The sequence below is a fragment of the Caulobacter soli genome, assembly GCF_011045195.1.
GTDB classification, from domain to species: Bacteria; Pseudomonadota; Alphaproteobacteria; order Caulobacterales; family Caulobacteraceae; genus Caulobacter; species Caulobacter soli.
Genome location: NZ_CP049200.1, coordinates 12,342 through 30,381 on the forward strand (window position 1 = coordinate 12,342; position 18,040 = coordinate 30,381).

General features: G+C 67.4%; 17 protein-coding genes. 12 read left to right on the forward strand and 5 right to left on the reverse strand.

Going from position 1 to position 18,040, the window contains the following annotated elements; all coding sequences use genetic code 11:
* Nucleotides 1-10: 10 nt before the first annotated feature.
* Genes hmgA through G3M62_RS24645 form a run of 6 tightly spaced genes read left to right on the forward strand, consistent with a single transcriptional unit; the run spans nucleotide 11 to nucleotide 4,613 of the window.
* Complete coding sequence (hmgA, locus tag G3M62_RS24620) at nucleotides 11-1,294, forward strand: homogentisate 1,2-dioxygenase (RefSeq protein ID WP_165191447.1); 1,284 nt, start codon at nucleotides 11-13, stop codon at nucleotides 1,292-1,294.
* Entirely contained in the window at nucleotides 1,291-2,607 is a 1,317-nt protein-coding gene (fahA, locus tag G3M62_RS24625) for a fumarylacetoacetase (RefSeq protein ID WP_165191448.1), read from the forward strand. Before hmgA ends, fahA begins: the two co-directional genes overlap by 4 nt.
* Complete coding sequence (gene maiA, locus G3M62_RS24630; protein ID WP_165191449.1) at nucleotides 2,604-3,248, forward strand: maleylacetoacetate isomerase; 645 nt, start codon at nucleotides 2,604-2,606, stop codon at nucleotides 3,246-3,248. Before fahA ends, maiA begins: the two co-directional genes overlap by 4 nt.
* Nucleotides 3,245-3,631 (forward strand): Rieske (2Fe-2S) protein, encoded by a 387-nt coding sequence (locus tag G3M62_RS24635; protein WP_165191450.1) that lies wholly within the window; start codon nucleotides 3,245-3,247, stop codon nucleotides 3,629-3,631. The genes maiA and G3M62_RS24635 overlap by 4 nt, the downstream gene beginning before the upstream one ends.
* Nucleotides 3,628-4,296: an SDR family NAD(P)-dependent oxidoreductase gene (locus tag G3M62_RS24640; RefSeq protein ID WP_165191451.1), complete on the forward strand. Its 669-nt coding sequence runs from the start codon at nucleotides 3,628-3,630 to the stop codon at nucleotides 4,294-4,296. The genes G3M62_RS24635 and G3M62_RS24640 overlap by 4 nt, the downstream gene beginning before the upstream one ends.
* A gap of 11 nt (nucleotides 4,297-4,307) precedes the next feature.
* Nucleotides 4,308-4,613 carry a 4a-hydroxytetrahydrobiopterin dehydratase gene (locus G3M62_RS24645; RefSeq protein WP_165191452.1) on the forward strand — a complete coding sequence of 102 codons (306 nt, stop codon included), beginning with the start codon at nucleotides 4,308-4,310 and terminating at the stop codon, nucleotides 4,611-4,613.
* A gap of 38 nt (nucleotides 4,614-4,651) precedes the next feature.
* On the opposite strand, the gene G3M62_RS24650 is transcribed toward G3M62_RS24645, so the two are convergent.
* Complete coding sequence (locus tag G3M62_RS24650; RefSeq protein ID WP_165191453.1) at nucleotides 4,652-6,448, reverse strand: gamma-glutamyltransferase; 1,797 nt, start codon at nucleotides 6,446-6,448, stop codon at nucleotides 4,652-4,654.
* Between the two features lie 589 nt (nucleotides 6,449-7,037).
* Between G3M62_RS24650 and G3M62_RS24655 the strand changes: the two genes are divergently transcribed.
* Together G3M62_RS24655 and G3M62_RS24660 are read left to right on the forward strand one after the other, a co-directional pair.
* Nucleotides 7,038-8,309, forward strand: a complete 1,272-nt coding sequence (locus tag G3M62_RS24655) for a spinster family MFS transporter (RefSeq protein ID WP_165191454.1) — start codon at nucleotides 7,038-7,040, stop codon at nucleotides 8,307-8,309.
* An 85-nt stretch (nucleotides 8,310-8,394) separates the two neighbouring features.
* Nucleotides 8,395-8,703, forward strand: coding sequence for a winged helix-turn-helix domain-containing protein (locus G3M62_RS24660; RefSeq protein ID WP_165191455.1), 309 nt, complete (start codon nucleotides 8,395-8,397; stop codon nucleotides 8,701-8,703).
* A 17-nt stretch (nucleotides 8,704-8,720) separates the two neighbouring features.
* Here the strand turns inward: G3M62_RS24660 and G3M62_RS24665 are convergent, their stop codons facing one another.
* The 4 genes from G3M62_RS24665 to G3M62_RS24680 all read right to left on the reverse strand — a co-directional run bounded on the left by G3M62_RS24665 (nucleotide 8,721) and on the right by G3M62_RS24680 (nucleotide 11,960).
* Nucleotides 8,721-9,440 carry a GntR family transcriptional regulator gene (locus G3M62_RS24665; RefSeq protein ID WP_165191456.1) on the reverse strand — a complete coding sequence of 240 codons (720 nt, stop codon included), beginning with the start codon at nucleotides 9,438-9,440 and terminating at the stop codon, nucleotides 8,721-8,723.
* 140 nt (nucleotides 9,441-9,580) lie between these two features.
* Nucleotides 9,581-10,603, reverse strand: a complete 1,023-nt coding sequence (locus G3M62_RS24670; RefSeq protein WP_165191457.1) for a zinc-binding dehydrogenase — start codon at nucleotides 10,601-10,603, stop codon at nucleotides 9,581-9,583.
* A gap of 11 nt (nucleotides 10,604-10,614) precedes the next feature.
* Complete coding sequence (locus tag G3M62_RS24675; RefSeq protein WP_165191458.1) at nucleotides 10,615-11,511, reverse strand: fumarylacetoacetate hydrolase family protein; 897 nt, start codon at nucleotides 11,509-11,511, stop codon at nucleotides 10,615-10,617.
* Nucleotides 11,508-11,960 carry a nuclear transport factor 2 family protein gene (locus G3M62_RS24680; RefSeq protein WP_165191459.1) on the reverse strand — a complete coding sequence of 151 codons (453 nt, stop codon included), beginning with the start codon at nucleotides 11,958-11,960 and terminating at the stop codon, nucleotides 11,508-11,510. The genes G3M62_RS24675 and G3M62_RS24680 overlap by 4 nt, the downstream gene beginning before the upstream one ends.
* 246 nt (nucleotides 11,961-12,206) lie before the next feature.
* On the opposite strand from G3M62_RS24680, the gene G3M62_RS24685 reads away from it, so the two are divergent.
* The 4 genes from G3M62_RS24685 (at nucleotide 12,207) to G3M62_RS24700 (ending at nucleotide 18,011) form a co-directional block, all read left to right on the forward strand.
* On the forward strand, nucleotides 12,207-12,806 hold the full coding sequence (locus G3M62_RS24685; protein ID WP_165191460.1) for a VOC family protein: 600 nt from the start codon (nucleotides 12,207-12,209) through the stop codon (nucleotides 12,804-12,806).
* A 69-nt stretch (nucleotides 12,807-12,875) separates the two neighbouring features.
* Complete coding sequence (locus G3M62_RS24690) at nucleotides 12,876-15,128, forward strand: TonB-dependent receptor (protein WP_165191461.1); 2,253 nt, start codon at nucleotides 12,876-12,878, stop codon at nucleotides 15,126-15,128.
* Nucleotides 15,129-15,390: 262 nt separating this feature from the next.
* The gene (gene ilvD / locus G3M62_RS24695; RefSeq protein WP_165191462.1) at nucleotides 15,391-17,097 is read left to right on the forward strand and encodes a dihydroxy-acid dehydratase; all 1,707 of its coding nucleotides are present in this window, start codon (nucleotides 15,391-15,393) and stop codon (nucleotides 17,095-17,097) included.
* Nucleotides 17,094-18,011 (forward strand): NAD(P)-dependent oxidoreductase, encoded by a 918-nt coding sequence (locus tag G3M62_RS24700; protein ID WP_165191463.1) that lies wholly within the window; start codon nucleotides 17,094-17,096, stop codon nucleotides 18,009-18,011. Before ilvD ends, G3M62_RS24700 begins: the two co-directional genes overlap by 4 nt.
* Nucleotides 18,012-18,040 lie beyond the last annotated feature (29 nt).

Here is an 18,040-nt window from a genome sequence, read left to right on the forward strand (position 1 = left end):
AGGAGCCTGCATGACCCTCCGCTATCAAACCGGCTTTGGCTCCTACTTCGAGACGGAGGCGGTAGCCGGCGCCCTGCCCATCGGCCAGAACTCTCCGCAGAAGACGCCCTTCGGGCTCTATGCCGAACTGCTGTCGGGGGCGGCCTTCACCGCGCCGCGCCACGACAACCGCCGCACCTGGCTCTACCGCCTGCGGCCCAGCGCCGGTCACGGACCCTACGCGCCCTACGCCCAGGATCGCCTGAAGAGCGGCCCGTTCGACGCCGTCGCGCCGACGCCCAACCGGCTGCGTTGGGACCCGCTGGAGATCCCGGCCGAGCCGACCGACTTCGTCGACGGCCTGGTCACCCTGGCCGGCAACGGCGATGTGGCGACCCAGGCCGGCCTGGGCGTCCATCTCTACCTCGCCAACGCCTCGATGAAGGGTCGCGTGTTCTACAACAGCGACGGCGAGCTGCTGCTTGTTCCCCAGCAGGGAGCCTTGACCCTGATCACCGAGATGGGCGTGCTGGAGGCGGGTCCGGGCCATATCGCGGTGATCCCGCGCGGCGTGCGTTTCCGCGTCGAGGTCGAGGGACCGGTGCGCGGCTATGTCTGCGAGAACTACGGCGCGCCCTTCAGGCTGCCGGAGCTAGGACCCATCGGTTCCAATGGCCTGGCCAATCCCCGCGATTTCGAGGCGCCGTTCGCGGCCTTCGAGGACGTCGATGAACCCACGCTGGTGATCCAGAAATTCCAAGGCGGACTCTGGGCCGTCCAGTGCGATCATAGCCCGCTGGACGTCGTGGCGTGGCACGGCAACCTGGCGCCGTATCGCTACGATCTCTCGCGCTTCAACACGATCAATACGGTCAGCTTCGATCATCCCGATCCGTCGATCTTCACCGTCCTGACCGCGCCCAGCGAGATCCCGGGCACGGCCAATTGTGATTTCGTGATCTTCCCGCCGCGCTGGATGGTGGCCGAGCACACCTTCCGCCCGCCCTGGTTCCACCGCAACGTGATGAGCGAGTTCATGGGGCTGGTGCACGGCGCCTATGACGCCAAGGCCGGCGGCTTTTCGCCCGGCGGCGCGTCGCTGCACAACTGCATGAACGCTCACGGCCCCGACGTCGCCAGCTACGAAAAGGCCGTCGCCGCGCCGCTCGCGCCGCACAGAATCGAAAACACCCTGGCCTTCATGTTCGAAAGCCGCTGGGTGATCCGCCCCACGCGGTTCGCCGCTCAGACGCCGCTGGCCCAGTCGGACTATGATGACTGCTGGTCCGGCTTTCAGAAGGCTCGACTGCCGTGATCCCGCATATCGACGAAACCCACGCGGCCGACCTCGCCAGTTGGGTGAGCACGGCCAACGGCCACCCCGACTTTCCGATCCAGAACCTGCCGTTCGGGATCTTCAGCCCGCGCCACGGCCAGCCCCGCGGCGGCGTGGCGATCGGTGATCAGATCCTGGACCTGTCGCTGGCCGCGCGTTCGACGCTGTTCGAGGGCGGGGCCAAGGACGCCGTGGACGCGGCGGCGGGTCCCCTGCTGAACGCCTTCCTGGGCGGCCCGGCCCAAGAGCGTTCCGCGCTGCGTCGGCGGCTGTCGGCCTTGCTCGCCGCCGGCGCGCCCGATCGCGCCGAGGTCGAGACCTGGCTCTACCCGGCCGTCGATTGCCGAATGCACCTGCCGGCCCGGATCGGCGACTACACCGACTTCTACGCCGGCATCCATCACGCGCTGAACGTCGGCATACTGTTTCGGCCCGACAATCCGCTGCTGCCCAACTACAAGCACGTGCCGATCGGCTATCACGGCCGCGCCTCGTCGGTGCGCGTCTCCGGCGCGCCGGTCGTGCGGCCTCAGGGGCAGCGCAAGGCGCCCGACGCCGAGGGGCCGGAATTTGGTCCCAGCCAACGCCTCGATATCGAGTTGGAGCTTGGCGTGTGGATCGGTCAGGGCAACGCGCTGGGCCAACCCATCGCCATTGACGCGGCCGACCAGCATATCGCCGGCCTGTGCCTGCTCAACGACTGGTCGGCGCGCGACCTGCAGGCCTGGGAGTACCAGCCCCTGGGTCCGTTCCTGGCCAAGAACTTCATGACCACCATCTCCCCGTGGATCGTCACCGCCGAGGCCTTGGCGCCGTTTCGGATCGCCCAGCCGGCGCGCCCGGCCGAGGATCCCACGCCCCTGCCCTATCTCCTGAGCCAGGCCGACCAGGCCCGCGGCGCCTACGCCATCGATCTGGAGGTTGCGATCGCCACGGCCGCCATGCGGGATCGCGACGAGCCGGCGTTCACGATCGCCCAGGGCCCAGCCTCTAATCTTTACTGGACCTTGGCCCAGCTCGTGACCCATCACGCCAGCAACGGCTGCGACCTCAATCCTGGCGACCTGCTGGGCACTGGCACGATCTCGACGCCCGACGACAGCGGCGTAGGCAGCTTTCTGGAACTGACCCGCGGCGGCCAGAAACCGGTGACCCTGCCCAGCGGCGAGACCCGCACCTTCCTGCAGGACGGCGACCTGGTGCGCCTGAGCGCTCGCGCCGCCGCCCTCGGCTTCGTCAGCATCGGCTTTGGCGACTGCGTCGGGCAGATCGCGTCCCGCGTCGCGGCATGAACCTGCTCCTGCACGGCTATTGGCGGTCGACCGCATCCTATCGGGTCCGGATCGGACTCGCCCTCAAGGGCGTCGATCACGCCAGCGCCACGCACGATCTGCGGTTGGGCCGGCAGGCCGAGGCCGCCTATCGGGCGCTGGCGCCCCAAGGTCTGGTGCCGGCGCTGGAGACGGACCTGGGGGTTGTGACCCAGAGCCTGGCGATCCTGGAGTGGCTCGAAGAAACCTGTCCGACCCCGCCGCTGCTGCCGGGCGACGCCCATGGTCGCGCGATCGTCCGCAGCATGGCCGCGCTGGTGGCTTGCGACATCCATCCGCTGAACAACCTGCGGGTCCTGCAGGTCCTGCGCGACGAGCTGGCGCTCGCCCAGCCCCAGCTGGACGCCTGGATCGCGCGCTGGATCGGGGACGGCTTCGCCGCGCTCGAGCCGTTGATCACGCGCCATGGCGGGGCCTTCGCCTATGGCGACCAGCCCGGTCTGGCCGATTGCCTGATCGTGCCGCAGGTCTATTCGGCGCAGCGGTTCAAGGTCGATCTTTCGCCCTACCCGCGCCTGGTCGCCGCGGCGAGCGCGGCGGCCGCCCTGCCCGCCTTCGCCGCGGCCCACCCGGCCAGGCAGCCCGACGCGGATCCGGCATGACGCAGGAGCAGACCCCGATACGTCTTTCCGCCACGCCGGCCGGCGTGAAGCTGGGCCCGCTCAGCCTTGTCGCCGAGGGGAGCGCGCGCAATTTCGTGCTGCAGATCGGTCAGGGGCGGTTCCATGGTTTTGTCGTGCGACGCGGCCAGGCGGTGCGCGGCTATGTGGATCGCTGTCCGCATGCGGGCCTGCCGCTGGCCCAGACGCTCGACGACTATCTCACCCCGGACGGCGAGAAGATCGCCTGCAGCTGGCACGGGGCGTTGTTCGCCATCGACGACGGTCTCTGCGTCGGCGGGCCCTGCGCGGGCGCGCGTCTGACAGCTTGGCCCGTGACGGTGCGCGACGGGTTTCTTTTCACCACCACGGAGCAGACCTCATGAGCGGCGTCATCATCACCGGCGGCTTTGGCGTGCTGGGTCAGGCGGTCGCCGCGGCGTTCAAGACGGCCGGTTTCCATATCGCTCTGATCGATCGAGCGTCGGCTGGCGAACATGACGCCGACTTCGCCTTGGGCCAGGTCGACCTGGCCGATCCCGATCAGGCGCAACGAGCCTTCGACCAGGCCCGCGACGCCCTGGGCGGGGTCCAGGCGCTGGTCAATGTCGCCGGCGCCTTTCGGTTCGAGATGATCGAAGGCGGCGACCCGGCCAGTTGGGACGCGCTGTTCGCCGCCAATCTGAAGACTTGCGCCAACATGTGCCGCGCCGCCGCCGCCGGCCTGGCCGCAGGCGGGGCGATCGTCAACATCGGTGCGGCCGCCGCCGAGCGGGCCGGCGCGGGCATGGGGCCCTACGCGGCCTCCAAGGCGGGGGTGGCGCGTCTGACCGAAAGCCTCGCCGCGGAGCTGGGCGGCCGGATCCGCGTCAATGCGGTTCTGCCGTTGATCCTCGACACGCCGCAAAACCGGGCTGACATGCCCGGCGCCGATCCTGCGGGATGGACCGCTCCGGCCGCCCTCGCCGAGGTGGTCCGGTTCCTGGCTTCCGACGAAAGCCGCGCCATCAACGGCGCCCTGATCGCGGCCACCGCGCCGACGCCGCGCTAGAGGAGTTCCCGATGATCGAGCGCCTCGACGCCGCCGCCTGCCGCGAGCGGCTTGTCGCCCTGCCGGATTGGACCCTGGACGAGCCCGCCGCCGCGATCGAGCGGACGTTCGTGTTCGCCGACTTCGTCGAGGCCTTCGGCTTCATGACCCGCGTGGCGATCCTGGCCGAAAAGGCCGACCACCATCCGGAATGGTTCAATGTCTACAACCGGGTCCAGGTGCGCCTGACCACCCACGACGCCGGGGGCGTCTCGCAGCGCGATTTTCAGCTGGCCGCGCAAATGGATCGCCTCCTTGGCGAAAGCGGCGTGGTCTAGACAGGCAAGCCGGCGTCGGCGTTCGGGTTCAACGCCGTCTATTGGACGGCGTTGAACACCGCCACGCCCGGCACGTCGGCCGCCGTGCGCTCACCGGTCTTGGGATCGATCCGCACGGCCGTCAGGGTGCCGCGCAGGCCTTGCGCCATCGCCGGATCGACTTCGGTCACCTGCAGGCCCAGGGCCCTCAGCTTGGCGAGGAAAGCCTCCTCGTAGCGCCCCTTGGGAACCATGACGGGGTTGGAGCCGGGCGCCTTGGGCTTTGCGCTCAGATCGAAGGTCGACAGCAGCGGCGGCGCGCTCATGATCTGGTTGAGATCCCGTTCTTGTCCCAGCACGCCGACCAGGGTGCGGATCGTCTCGGGAACGAGGGAGGAGCCGATGGCGGCGGTGGCCAGGACCGGCTTGCCGTTCTTGACGGCGATGGTGTCGATGATTTCATGCGGCAGGCGATCGCCCGGCTTCATCTTGGCCAGACGCGCCTGCTGGAACGCCGCCGAGTCCGGGATTGGAACCCCGCCGACCACGATGCCGGTGTCGCCCCAGATCACGCTGTTGATGGTGTGGGTGACGGCCGCGACGTTGCCGTCCTTGTCGACCACGACGATCGAATTGGAATGGCGAGGGACGTTGACGTCGCTGACGCCGAACATCGCGTCGATCAAGGGCGCGACCTGAGCGGCGTAGGCCTTGGTCAACTGGTGCTCGGGCGAGACGTCCACGCCCTTGCTCCTGAGGAAAGCGGCGACCTGAGGGTTCAGGTCCGGGGCGGCGGTGACCGCCTCGTTGATCCGGCTCAGTTGCACGAAGGCGTCCGGATCCGACCAATATGGACCGCGGGTCTGCAGGGTCTTGGCTTCGGCCAGGTTCAACGCCGGCAACAGATAGTAGGCGCCGTAATGCTGGCCGCCATTGACGTAGACGCTGGCCCCCAAGACATCCTGCTTGTGCGGCTCGTTCCACGACACGACGTAGCGCGCCATGTCCTCGGACGTGACCTTGCCGCCCTCGCGCTGCACGACGCGTACGAACTCCTGCCCCCAGGCGCCGGTGTACATGTAGGCCGAGCCCTGGGCGGCGACGCCACGCAGGGTCTTGGCCAGATCGGGTTGACGAAACAGCGCGCCGACCGCCGGCGTCTCGCCGCCGGCCTGCGCCATGAAGGCCCGCCCCTCGGGCGTCCGCGCCAAGAAGCTCTGGCGCAGCTTGAGGAAGCGGTCGTGCGTGGCGGAGATGCGTACGCCCTGTTCGTCGTAGTACAGGGCCGGCGCGAAGAGATCCTTGAACGGCAAGCGCCCGAACCGGCCGTGCAGAGCCTCCAGGCCGGCCATGAACCCGGGCACCAAGGTCTCGCGGCCCTTGGCGCCGCCGATCGTCGGCTTGGGCCCGCCGAAATTGAGGGGACCCAGGTCACCGACCGGGATAGTCGCCGGATCGGTCTCGCCGAGGTAGGAATTGTAGCCGCCGTCGAACGAATAAACCTTGCCGGTCTTGGCCTCGTAGTAGAGCCCGGTGATGATCCCGGCATAGGACACCACCGAGCCGAGCTGGGTGGTGATCTGGGTCAGGGCCACCGTGGTGGCCGCGTCGGCGGCGTTGCCGCCTGACTTCAAGGTTTGAACCCCCGCATAGGCCGCTATCGGCGAGACGGTCGCTGAAACGACGCCGCCGTCGCTGGCGAACACACGGCCTTCGGACGGCGTGCTGTGTTCGAACTCCAGCTGTTCGACCCGTTCCCGCTCGGCCTTGGGCCAACCGGCGGGCGACAGATCACCCGCCGCGGCCGGGAGGCTGGTGGAGAGTGCGAGGGCTCCCGCCATCAGGACAGATTTCATGAAATTCTCCAGGAAGGACGCGGCGAAACGGCGCCGGGGGCGAACTTGCGTGCGCTCCCTTCTTGAGAGCCCCGCAGAACGAGGCGTTGAGCGGGACCACCAAGGTTTGGCCAGGCGCGCTGCTTTGAGGATGCGTTGAGCGAATGCGCTCCGGTCATTCTGTCCCGCCCCAGGCCATGCGATCTGTGGCGATCGCGAAGCGCCGATCTGTGTCGACTGCATTGATCGAGGACGCTCCCATACAGTGCTGCATCCGTCAATGCAGTGCTGTATGTATTGTCTTTGTCGACGACTTGGCCGCGGCCTGGCTGATTGCGCCTGTTGGCGATGCAGATGAGTCCTTGAAGGGCGCAACGCCTTAGAATCCGGGGCCTGGTCGGGCCCTCGACGTCTCCATTCCCCGCTCCGGCCTTCGCCAGGAGTCAGGCCGATTTCGCAAGGCGTCGGAGGCGTGACGCCGCTTCGGCGGGCAAATCGTCTTAAAGCCAAAGGGGGCGGGACCGCGGCCTTGCGGCCATGATGCACTTATGTATTGTCTGGCGCGGGGGCCGAGATCAACCATCGGCGAACACGGGCGGAAAAGAACGGCATGCGCAGCGATTTCACGCGAAAGCCCTGGTACTCGAGCTACGTCCTGCTGATCGTCGGGCTGGTTTCGGTGATGAACTATTACGATCGGTTCCTGCTGACGATCCTGGTCGAGCCGATCAAGCGGGACTTGCACATCACCGACGCCCAGGTGGGCCTGCTGGCCGGCATAGGCTTTGCCCTGATGTACAGCGTGCTTGGCGTGCCCATGGCGCGCCTGGCCGATCGTCATGGCCGCGCCAAGGTTCTGGCGGGCGTGGTCGGGTTCTGGTCGCTGATGACCGCGGCCAGCGGCATGACGATCAACTTCGCCACCATGTTGCTGGCCCGGGCCGGCGTCGGCGTCGGCGAAGCCGGCGGCCTGCCCACGGTGCACGCCTTGATCGCCGACTATTTCTCGCCCAAGCGCCGGGGTTTCGCGCTGTCGCTTATGGGGGTGTGCGGCGCGATCGGCATGAGCCTGGCCCTGGTCGGCGGCGGTCTGATCAATGACTGGCACGGCTGGCGCATGGCCTTCTACCTCGCCGCGATTCCCGGCGTGATCCTGGCTTTGCTGGTGATTTTCACCGTCAAGGAGCCCCTGGCCCATATCCAGGCCCAGGCGGCCGACAAGACCGCGCCGCCGCTGGGCGCGGCCTTCAAGACCCTTTGGGGCCGCAAGGCGTTTGTGTTGCTGTGCGCGGGGATGGCGGTAGGCGCCGTGGGCGCCTACGCCCATCAAACCTGGATCCCTGCCTTTCTGATGCGGACCTATCATCTGACGGCGGGCCAGGTCGGGGCGCAGTATTCGGCGGTGACCGGCCCGACGATGATTGTCGCAATCCTGCTGGGCGGCCTGATCAACGACTGGCTGCTGCGCCGGGACAAGCGCGCGCCGCTGTGGATCATAGCGGCCTCCTTCAGCCTGAGCGTCCCGGCGAGCCTGGCCTTTTTCCTGGTTCGGGATCTTCACCTGGCCTTGGGGCTGTCGATCGTCATGACCTTGGCGGGCGGGCTGTGGACCGGCCCGGCTTACGCCGTGGTCCAGAGCCTGGCGGGCCCCAAGCTGCGGGCCCTGACCGCGGCGATTTTCATGATGATCGTCAACATCGTCGGACTGGGCTTGGGGCCCCTGGTCGGCGGCCTGCTCAGCGACGCCTTTGTTCCGCATTTCGGGGCCGAAAGTCTGAAGGCCAGCCTGTGCGCGCTGACCTTGTGCCTGGCGCTCGCCGTTCCGCTCTTCCTCCTGGCGACGCGCACTCTGGACGCCGATACGCTGGACGCTGAATCGTGAGCGGGCGCGCCCTCGGACGGATCGACGCCGAGGGCGCGTCGCCTCGCCGTCGTCGCCTTGGGCGACGCCAGGAGGGGCCGGGCGCATGACGTCCCGCTACCAGGTCGACCGGATCGACGAGCTCGTCCACGCCCCGGTGAGGTTGGCGGCCATCGTTCGGCTTCACGAGGTCGAACAGGCTGACTTCATGGACTTGCGGAGCTTGCTGGGCGTTACGCCCGGCAATCTTTCAGCCCATCTGTTGAAGTTGCAAGCCGCTGGCTATCTGACGCTCGACAAGCGTTTTGTGGAGCGCAAGCCGCGCACCGAGGTGCGACTGACGTCGAAGGGACGTCAAGCCTATCTGGCCTATCTCGTCGCGCTCGGCGACCTGACCGGGCGCGTGCGGACCTAGCCGGCTTCCGCAAACGATCAGCGCGTTGGCGGCGGCGCCGTCTCTTGGGGTCCGGCGCCCGCCGCGTCCCCCTCCTCGGCGAACGGCTCGAGCCGACGCCGCAGATTGTCTTCAACGGTTGTCAGATGGCGGTCGAACCGCTGAGCGGCCGCGCTCTTGTCGCGCGCGGCCAGCGCGGTGAGGAACTGGTCGTGCTCGTCAATCGACTCGTCGAGACTGTGCTCCAGCGGACCGTTGAGATTTTGCACGCGGATGAGCTGACGGGACACGACCGTATGGGCGTCGATCAGCGGCTGGTTGCGGCTGGCCACGACGATCAGGCGGTGAACCTCGTTGTTGGCGTGCAGAAAGGCGCTCTCCTTTCCCGCCAGGCCGGCCTGCTTCATCGCCGCCTCCGCGTCGAATATGCGTTGGAGGTCGTCGGCGGTCGCGTGTTCGCAAGCCAGTTCTACGGCCAGGACCTCAAGGGTGCGCAGGAGAACGAAATTCTCCAAAATCCGCCTTGGACTTGGGGCGCTGACCACGACCCCGCGATTGAGCGAAGTCTCAAGCAGCCCCTCGGCGGCGAGCACCTGGTAGGCCTCGCGCAAGGGCGAGCGAGAGATGTTGAATCGGGCGCAGAGGATGCGCTCCTGCAAGCGCGCGCCAGGACGCCAGACGCCTTCGACGATCTCCTGCCGCAACCGGGAGACGACTTCGGTGAAAAGGCTGGATCGCGGGATAGCGGTTTCGATCATGCGCGTCGTTCGATTGAGGAGAGCGTCCTGCAAGCGCATAGGCGGCTCACGGACGGTCGACAAGATGCAATCGACGGCTGAGGGATCGCCCGAGAGGTTGACGCCGATCGATGCGAGTCTCCCGGGCGGGCCAGGGCCGCCTAGCCGGCGATGTCGATGACGATCTTGCCCTGGGCCTGTTTGGTTTCGCAGAACAGCTGGGCCTCGACCAGTTGGCTCAGGCCATAGACCCGGTCAATCACGGGACGGATCTTTCCCGCCTCGACCAGGTCGCCGATCGTGCTCAAGGCCTTGCCGTTCGGCCGCATGAACGACCAGGCGTATCGGCGCCCCAGCCTGGCCTGGGCCGCGACCCGCTCGGCCAGGATGTCCTTGCCCTTGGCCAGGCCAGCCTCCAGGCCCAACTCGTCGATCAAGGTCAGCTTGGGTGTGACGATGCTGACATAGCCCGCGCCGGCATGGGTCTTGAGCGCACCCAGTAACTGGGCCTCGCAGTCGAAGGCCGTGTCGAAGGCGAAGTCATAGTCCTTCAGCACCTCGGTGAAGTCCTGCTTGGTGTAGTCGACGACGACGTCGGCGCCGAGCGATCGGACCAGATCGACATTGCGCGTGCTGCAGGTCGAGGCCACGTGCGCGCCCCAGGCCTTGAGCAACTGAATGGCGAAGCTGCCCACGCCGCCGGCCCCGCGCGGTACGATCACCTTCTTGTCGCGGGCGGACTGGGCCGACAGGCCGCCATGGTCCACCAACGCCGCCCAGGTGGTCAGCGCCACATAGGGCATCGATCCGGCCTGCAGGAAGGTCAGCGAGGGGGGCTTGGGCGCCAGCCAGTCCTGCGGGATCGCGGCGAACTCCGCCGAGCCCCCCGAGAGGGTGCCGGCCCAGACGGCGTCGCCCGGTTTGTAGGCGTCGACCGCCGCGCCGACGGCGACGACCTCGCCGGCGACATCGCGCCCCGGCGTGTGCGGATGGGTGACGAAGCCAACGTCCTCCCAATAGACCGAGCCGTAGCCGGAGCGCACGGCGCAATCGATCGGATTGACCGAGGTGGCGGCGACCCTGACCAGCACCTGGTCCGGCGCCAGCGGCGGGACCGGCGCGGCCGTGGTCAGTTTCAGCGCCTCCTCGGCGCTTCCGTAAAAGGCGTGCTGGACGGCGCGCATGTGGGAGCCGCTCATTGAATGAAGGTGGTTTCGTCGAGCGGTTCGGCGACGACGGTGTTGGCGATCTGGCCCAGGCCCTCGATCTCGATTTTGACCGTCTGACCGACCTTCAGATAGTTGGGCGGCTTTTGGCCGGCGCCGACCCCGGCGGGGCTGCCGGTCGACAGGATGTCGCCCGGCTCCAGGGTGAACACCGAGGTCAGGTAAACGATCATGTCGTCGATGCGGTTGACCAGTTCACGGGTGTTGCCGTTTTGGCGAAGCTCGTCGTCCACCCAGGTCTTGATCGACAGGTTTTCCGGATCGGCGACCTCGTCGGCGGTCGTCAGCCACGGTCCGATCGGGCCGTGGGTGTCGAACGATTTGCCCAGGGTCGCGGTGGGCGCCTTCAGCTGCCAGTCGCGGACGCTGACATCGTTGCAGATCATATAGCCGGCGATGACGCTTCTGGCCTGGTCCTTGGGCACCCGGCGGCAGCGACGGCCAATGACGATGGCCATTTCACCTTCATAGTCCAACTCGTCCGACTGTTGCGGCAGGTGGATCGGGTCGGTCGGGCCGGAGATGCACGAGACCTGCTTGTTGAACCAGATCTGGTTGGAAAGGTCGGGGATCGGCAGGCCCTTGGCGCGGACCTCGTCGACGTGGGAGCTGTAGTTGAAGCCGATGCCCAGGAACTTGCGAGGGGCCACGATCGGCGCGAGGAGTTTCGCCTCGCCCAGCGGGATCCTGGCCTTCGCCGCGGCGACGGCGCGCCGGGCCTGATCCAGCGCCGCCGGCCCGGCCCGGAGCAGGGCTTCCAGGCTGGCCGGCAGGCTCGCGTCGGCCTGTTGCAGATCAACGATCCCCTCCTCGATCAAGGCGCCGATCGCGGTGCGTCCCTGATGGCTGAAGCGGACGAGTTTCATGCCGTCTTCTCCGGAGGCGCGGCGATGCGGCCTTCGATCACCACGGTCAGTTTGCGCGACTGGAAGAGCCAGCCTTGCGCGGTCCGCACGACGATGTCGCTCGACGTTCCCGCCGCGACGGCGGCGCCTTGGGCCGGCGCGGGCGGCGCGCCCACGATCGTCAAGGCGTTGGAGATCACCTCGAAGCGATCGGCGTCCAGGGGCGTGATGCGGACATTGGTCGAATGGTGGCGCGAAATCCGGTCGCCCTTGGTGGCGCGTTCGCTGAACCAGGCGTGGATGTCGGCCTTGTTGGCCAGGCGGAAATGCGGCGTTTCCAGCGTGCCGTCCTCGGCGAACAGGGCCGCGACGGTGTCGCCCTTGGCGTTGTCCACGCGGTAGCCGAACTCGGCGAGGATTCCGTGGATGGCCGCGTGTACGTCCGCGGGGACGGGTGAATAGCCGCTCATGTCGTTCTCCCTGATGGACGCTGGATCGCTCGAGCGAGCGCCGCGCCGCGTGTTCTTCGTCATCTGCATGGTGCGGCGTCGGTCGAGCCGTTTGTCGACAACATGCGATATCCGAGCTTACCGATTAAAAGTCCGAACAGTCGATCAATAAAAGATTGTCAGATTGTCGACAACATGCAAAATCAAAAAGTCCGCTTGTCGGGACGATCGAGATCCGCAAAAGCGGACCATCATGGGAGGTTGCACATGGGCGCCAAACGCCAAGCGCTGACAGAGCGCCATCCGGCTCCGTTGAGTCCCGCGAAGCTGGCCCACCTCGTGTTGGTCACGTCGCAATTCGAGGCCGCGAAGGCCTGGTACGCCACCGTGCTCAATGCTCACCCGGCCTACGAGAACGCGCAGGTCTGTTTCATGACCTACGACGACGAGCATCACCGGATCGGCATCATCAACATGCCAGGACTCGCCACGCCGCCCCCCGGCGTGGCCGGCCTAGACCATATGGCGTTCACCTTTGACGACCTGGGCCAGTTGCTCGCCACCTTCCAAAGGCTCAAGGCCGAAGGCATCACGCCGTACTGGACGATCAATCACGGTCCGACGATCTCGTTCTATTACCGGGATGTCGACGGCAACAAGGTCGAGCTGCAGTACGATATCTTCCGCACGGTCGCCGACATCGACGCCTTCTTCGCCTCCGGCGCCTACGACGAGAATTTCATGGGGATCATCATCGACCCCGAGGATCTGGCCAGCCGGTACGAGGCGGGCGAGTCGATGGACGACCTGACCCGGCGGCCGACGCTGCCCGCCGGCAAGACGCCCTGGGACATGCACCGGCCCTAGGGCCGGTCCGCCTGGAGCGAGCGCCAGCTCGCATGGGCTAAAAAAATAAACAAAAATAGGGGAGAGACCATGACCAAGCGCAGGCAAACTGGGCGTCGCTGGCTGATGGCGACCGTCGCCGTCGGCGCAGGCGTCGGCGTTCATGGCGTCGCGTTCGCGCAAGCCGTCACGCCGTCCGACACCGGGCAAATCGAAGAGATTGTGGTGACCGCCCGCAAGCGGGAGGAGAACCTGCAGGATACGCCCATCGCCATCACCGCGGTCAGCGCCGCGGCGATCAAGGCCAAGGGCATCACCAACATCACCGAAATCGCCTCGAGCACGCCCAGCCTCACGCTGCAAGGTTCGGCCCCGCTGTCAGGCAATCCGTCGGCCGCCGTCGTGTTCGTTCGCGGCATCGGGCAGATCGATTTCACCATCAACACCGATCCGGGCGTGGGGATCTATCTGGACGGCGTCTATGTCGCCCGCAGCGCCGGCGCGGTGCTGGACCTGGTCGATGTGGAGCGCGTCGAGGTTCTGCGCGGCCCGCAAGGCACGCTCTTTGGCCGCAACACCATCGGCGGCGCGCTCAGCATCGTCTCCAAGGCGCCGGCGGCGGAGTTCGGCGGCGACGTCACCGCGACCATCGGTTCGGACGATCGCCGCCAACTGCAGGCGTCGGTGGACGTTCCGCTCTCCGATCAACTGCTCACCAAATTCAGCGGCTTCTACCATCGCCGGGACGGTTATGTGACCCGCCTGCAGACCGGTGAAAAGCTGGGCGGCGACGACGCCTTGGCTGGCCGCTTCCAGGCCGAGTGGAAGCCGAATGATCGGTTCACCGCCCTCTTCTCCGTGGACGGCACCCGCAAGCGCGAGGCCTCGGCGCCGAACGTGGCGCTCAAGCTGGACGGCACGGCCTTTCCCCTGGGCTTCCTGGAGAACAGCGTCGTCATCGGCGGGGGCTGCGCGGCGGCTCCCAACGCCAGCCGCAACTGCTTTGGCGCGGCCTGGGAAACCAAGGATCCCTACACCTCCAACGGCACCGCGCCGTCGCGCTCGGATCTGGACATCTGGGGCACGAGCCTGACCCTGAACTGGGACCTGGGCGCGGTGGGGTTGAAGTCGATCACGGCCTATCGCGAAGTGCAGGCCTCGTTCGCTCGCGACACCGACCACACTCCGTACAACTTCCTCTATTCGGACATCTCCGAGGACCAGGATCAGTTCAGCCAGGAACTCCAGGTGACGGGCCGCGCGTTCGACGATCGGCTCAAATGGCTGGGCGGCGTCTATTATTTCAAGGAAAGCGCCTTCGAGAACTACCAGAGCTCCGGAGACGTCAACGGCGTGCAGGGGCTCAACCACACCCGCAACAGCAATTACGCGGTGTTCGGCGAGGGCACCTATGACCTGACCGACAAGCTCCATCTGACCGCGGGCCTGCGCTACACCAGCGAGACCAAGAAATTCCGCACCGATCAGCAGGTGATCGCCGGGGTGCGCTCGCCGATCGGAACGCTGATCGTCGTGGACGACACCTGGCAAAGCCAGACCTCCGAGGAAACCTCGCCGCGCATCACGGTCTCCTATGACCTGGCCAGCGCGCTGATGGCCTACGCCACCTATTCCAAGGGCTTCAAGAGCGGCGGCTTCAACGCCCGCTACTCCTCGCCGGTCGCCAAGCCGATCTCCTTTTCTCCGGAGTTCGCCACGCTCTACGAGGCGGGCCTGAAGTACGAAACGCCGCAGCGCAATCTACGGCTCAACCTAGCGGCCTTCCACACCGACTACACCGATGTGCAGGTCGACTTCAGCTATCCGGGCGTCTTGGGCACGTTGGTCGGCAACGCCGGCGCGGCCAAGATCGACGGCGCGGAGCTGGAGTTCACCTATATTCCGCTGCGTCGGCTGCATATCGACGGATCGGTCAGCTACCTCGACGCCCGCTACACCGAGGTCGACGCCACCGTGCCCAGCATCTCGGCGGGCAACAGCCTGCCCTTCGTTCCCAAATGGTCGGCCAGCCTGTCGGCGTCCTACGCCATCGATCTGGGCGACAAGGGCACCCTAACCCCGCGCATCGACTACAGCTATCGATCCCACGTGTTCTTCACCTCGTCCAACAACGCCATCGCCTCGCAAAAGAGCTATCCGCTGCTCAACGCCGCGATCGCCTACGAGACGGTCGACGGGGTTTGGCGCGCGACGCTGGGCGGCCGCAACCTGACGGACGAGCGCTTCCTGACCTCCTCGGGCTACAGCGACTCAGCCGGGGTGTGGGAGGGCGTCTACGCCCGGCCGCGCGAGTGGTACCTGTCTCTTGATCGGAAGTTCTAGGCGACTGCCTGACCTGGCGCGCTCGCGCGCCGGGTCAGGTCTTTTCGCCGCTTGCCGGCGATTCAATCAAGACGTCACAGTTGTCAATTATAGTCCGACCGGACGGGTTATTTTGTTGCGACCGGCACGGCAATCGGGCAGCCTTGACCAAAGAGAACCGGCAGGCGCCCGCCTTAGGATGGGCGCGGCCCCCGCGCCGCGTTCAGGCTCGCTCAAGGATCGGCGCGAGACGGCCGCGGCGCCGCACGAGGGATGAACCGTCATGACCGATCGCCGCTTCCGCTCCGCCACCATCCGGGAGGGGCTGGTCCGGGCCCCGACTCGCAGCTTTCTCTACGCCCTGGGCCAGGACGACGCGGAGATCGTCCGCCCCCATATCGGCGTCATCCATACCGGCGGGGACATGAGTCCTTGCAACATGACGCTGCGCGACCAGGCCCAGCACGCCAAGACCGGCGTCTACGCGGCCGGCGGCATGCCGCACGAGTGCCCGGTGGTGTCGGTGTCCGACGGCCTGTCGGTGGCCCATTCAGGCATGCGGTTTTCCCTGATCTCGCGCGAGCTGATCGCCGACAGCGTCGAGGCCACCACCCGCGGCCACCAGTGGGACGGGATCTTCGGCATCGGCGGCTGCGACAAGAACATGCCGGGCCTGATGATGGGCATGGTCCGCTGCAACGTGCCCTCGATCTTCCTGTTTGGCGGCTCCGCCCTGCCCGGGCGGCGCGAGGGGCGCGACCTCAACATCGTCGACACCTACGAGATGATCGGCAAGGTGATCGCCGGGACCGCCGACGAGGCGGAGCTGGACGCCTACACCAAGGCCTGCCTGCCGACGGCGGGATCCTGCGCGGGTCAGTACACCGCCAACACCATGGGCATGATTTCCGAGACCCTGGGCCTGGCCCTGCTGGGGTCGTCGATGGTGCCGGCGGTCTATTCGGAACGCGCGCCGCTGGCCCGGCGCAGCGGCAAGGTGCTGATGGCCGCGGTGATGGGCGATGCGCCCCTGCCCCGCGACCTGGTCACCCGGGAGGCCATCGAAAACGCCTGCGCCTTGGTGGCCGCGACCGGCGGCTCGACCAACGCGGCCTTGCACCTGCCGGCGATCGCCCACGAGGCCGGGATCAGGTTCACCATGGATGACGTGGCCCGCGTCTTCACCCGCACGCCGCTGATCGCCAATCTGCAGCCCGGCGGCCAATACCTGGCCAAGGACGTCTTCTACGTGGGCGGCGCGCCGGTGATCCTCAAAGCCCTGCTGAAGGCGGGCCATCTTCACGGCGATTGCCTGACCATCACCGGCCGCAGCCTGGCCGATGAACTGGAAGCCGCCGCTGAACCCGACGGCGAGGTGGTTCGCGCCTGCGATCAAGCCCTCGCGGCCACCGGCGGCGTGGTGGTGCTGAAGGGCAACCTCAGCCCGGACGGGGCGCTGCTGAAGGTGGCGGGCCTGAAGACGCTCAAGCATCGGGGGCCGGCGCGGGTGTTCGAATCCGAGGAGCAGTGCCTGGTCGCCATCCAGGCGCGCGACTACGCGCCCGGCGACGTGATCGTCATCCGTAACGAAGGACCGCGCGGGGGACCGGGCATGCGCGAGATGCTGGGCATCACCGCCCTGATCTACGGACAGGGCAATGGCGAGAAGGTCGCCCTGGTCACCGACGGACGGTTTTCCGGCGCCACCCGGGGCCTGTGCATCGGCTATGTGTCGCCCGAGGCGGCCAGCGACGGCCCGATCGGTCTGCTGCGTGACGGCGACATCGTCGCCATCGACGCCACGCCCGGCGTCGAGGCCCTGACGGTGGAGCTCGACGCAGACGCGCTGCAGGCCCGCCGGGCCGAACGTCCGCCCGTCCAGCTTCGCAAGCTTGGCGGCCTGCTGGAAAAATACGCCGCCACCGTCGGCTCGGCCCACCTGGGCGCCGTCACCCATTCCGGCGCCGTCATCTGGGAGCGCGACTCATGAGCGAACAGGCCACACCGGACCGCCCCGCCCCCGTCTTCGGGTTCATCGGCCTGGGCGACATGGGCTTGCCCATGGCTCGCCGGCTTCTGGCCGCCGGACTCCAGGTCGTGGCCTGGAACCGCTCGCCCGACAAACTGGCCCAGCTGGCGCTGGAGGGGGCGCTGATCGCCGCGGCCTCGCCGGCCGAGGTCGGCGCGCGCGCCGACCTGATTGGTCTCTGCCTGACCTCCGACGTCGCGGTCGAGGCCGTGGTGTTTGGTCCCGGCGGCCTGCTGAGCGCCGCGCCGGCCGGCGCGCGGCGATGGATCGCCGATTTCTCGACCGGCGATCCACAGGCGGCCAAGACCTTCGCCGAGCGGGCGGCCGCCCTGGGCGCCGGCTGGGTCGACGCGCCGGTGTCCGGCGGGGTCCGCGGCGCCAGTTCGGGGCAGTTGGTGGTGTTCGCCGGCGGTGAGGCCCAGGATCTGGAGGCCTTGGCTCCCTTGATGGCGCCCCTGGCCGCGCGGGTCACGCATATGGGCCCCTCGGGGGCGGGTCAGGCCACCAAGATCTGCAACCAGATGATCGTGGCCTGCAATGTGATGATGATCGCCGAGACCCTGGCGGTGGGCCGACGGGCCGGCGTCGAGGTCAGCCGGCTGCCGCAGGCGCTGGCGGGCGGGTTCGCCGACTCCGCGCCGTTGCAGATCTTCGGGCCGCGCATGGCCGAGCATCTCTTTCTCCCCCGCTTGGGCGCGATCGGCCTGATGGCCAAGGACGTGGGCCTGGCGCTCCAGCTCGCCGGCGGCGCGGCGGGGCTGACGCCGCTGACCAGCCTGTGCGCCAAGCTCTACGACCTGCCCGATCATCCCGAGATCTCCAAGGACGAAGACCTGTCCAAGCTGATCGGTCTGTTCGAGACGCTCGACCGCTAGCGTCGGACGTCCGGCGCGACCGTCCTGAT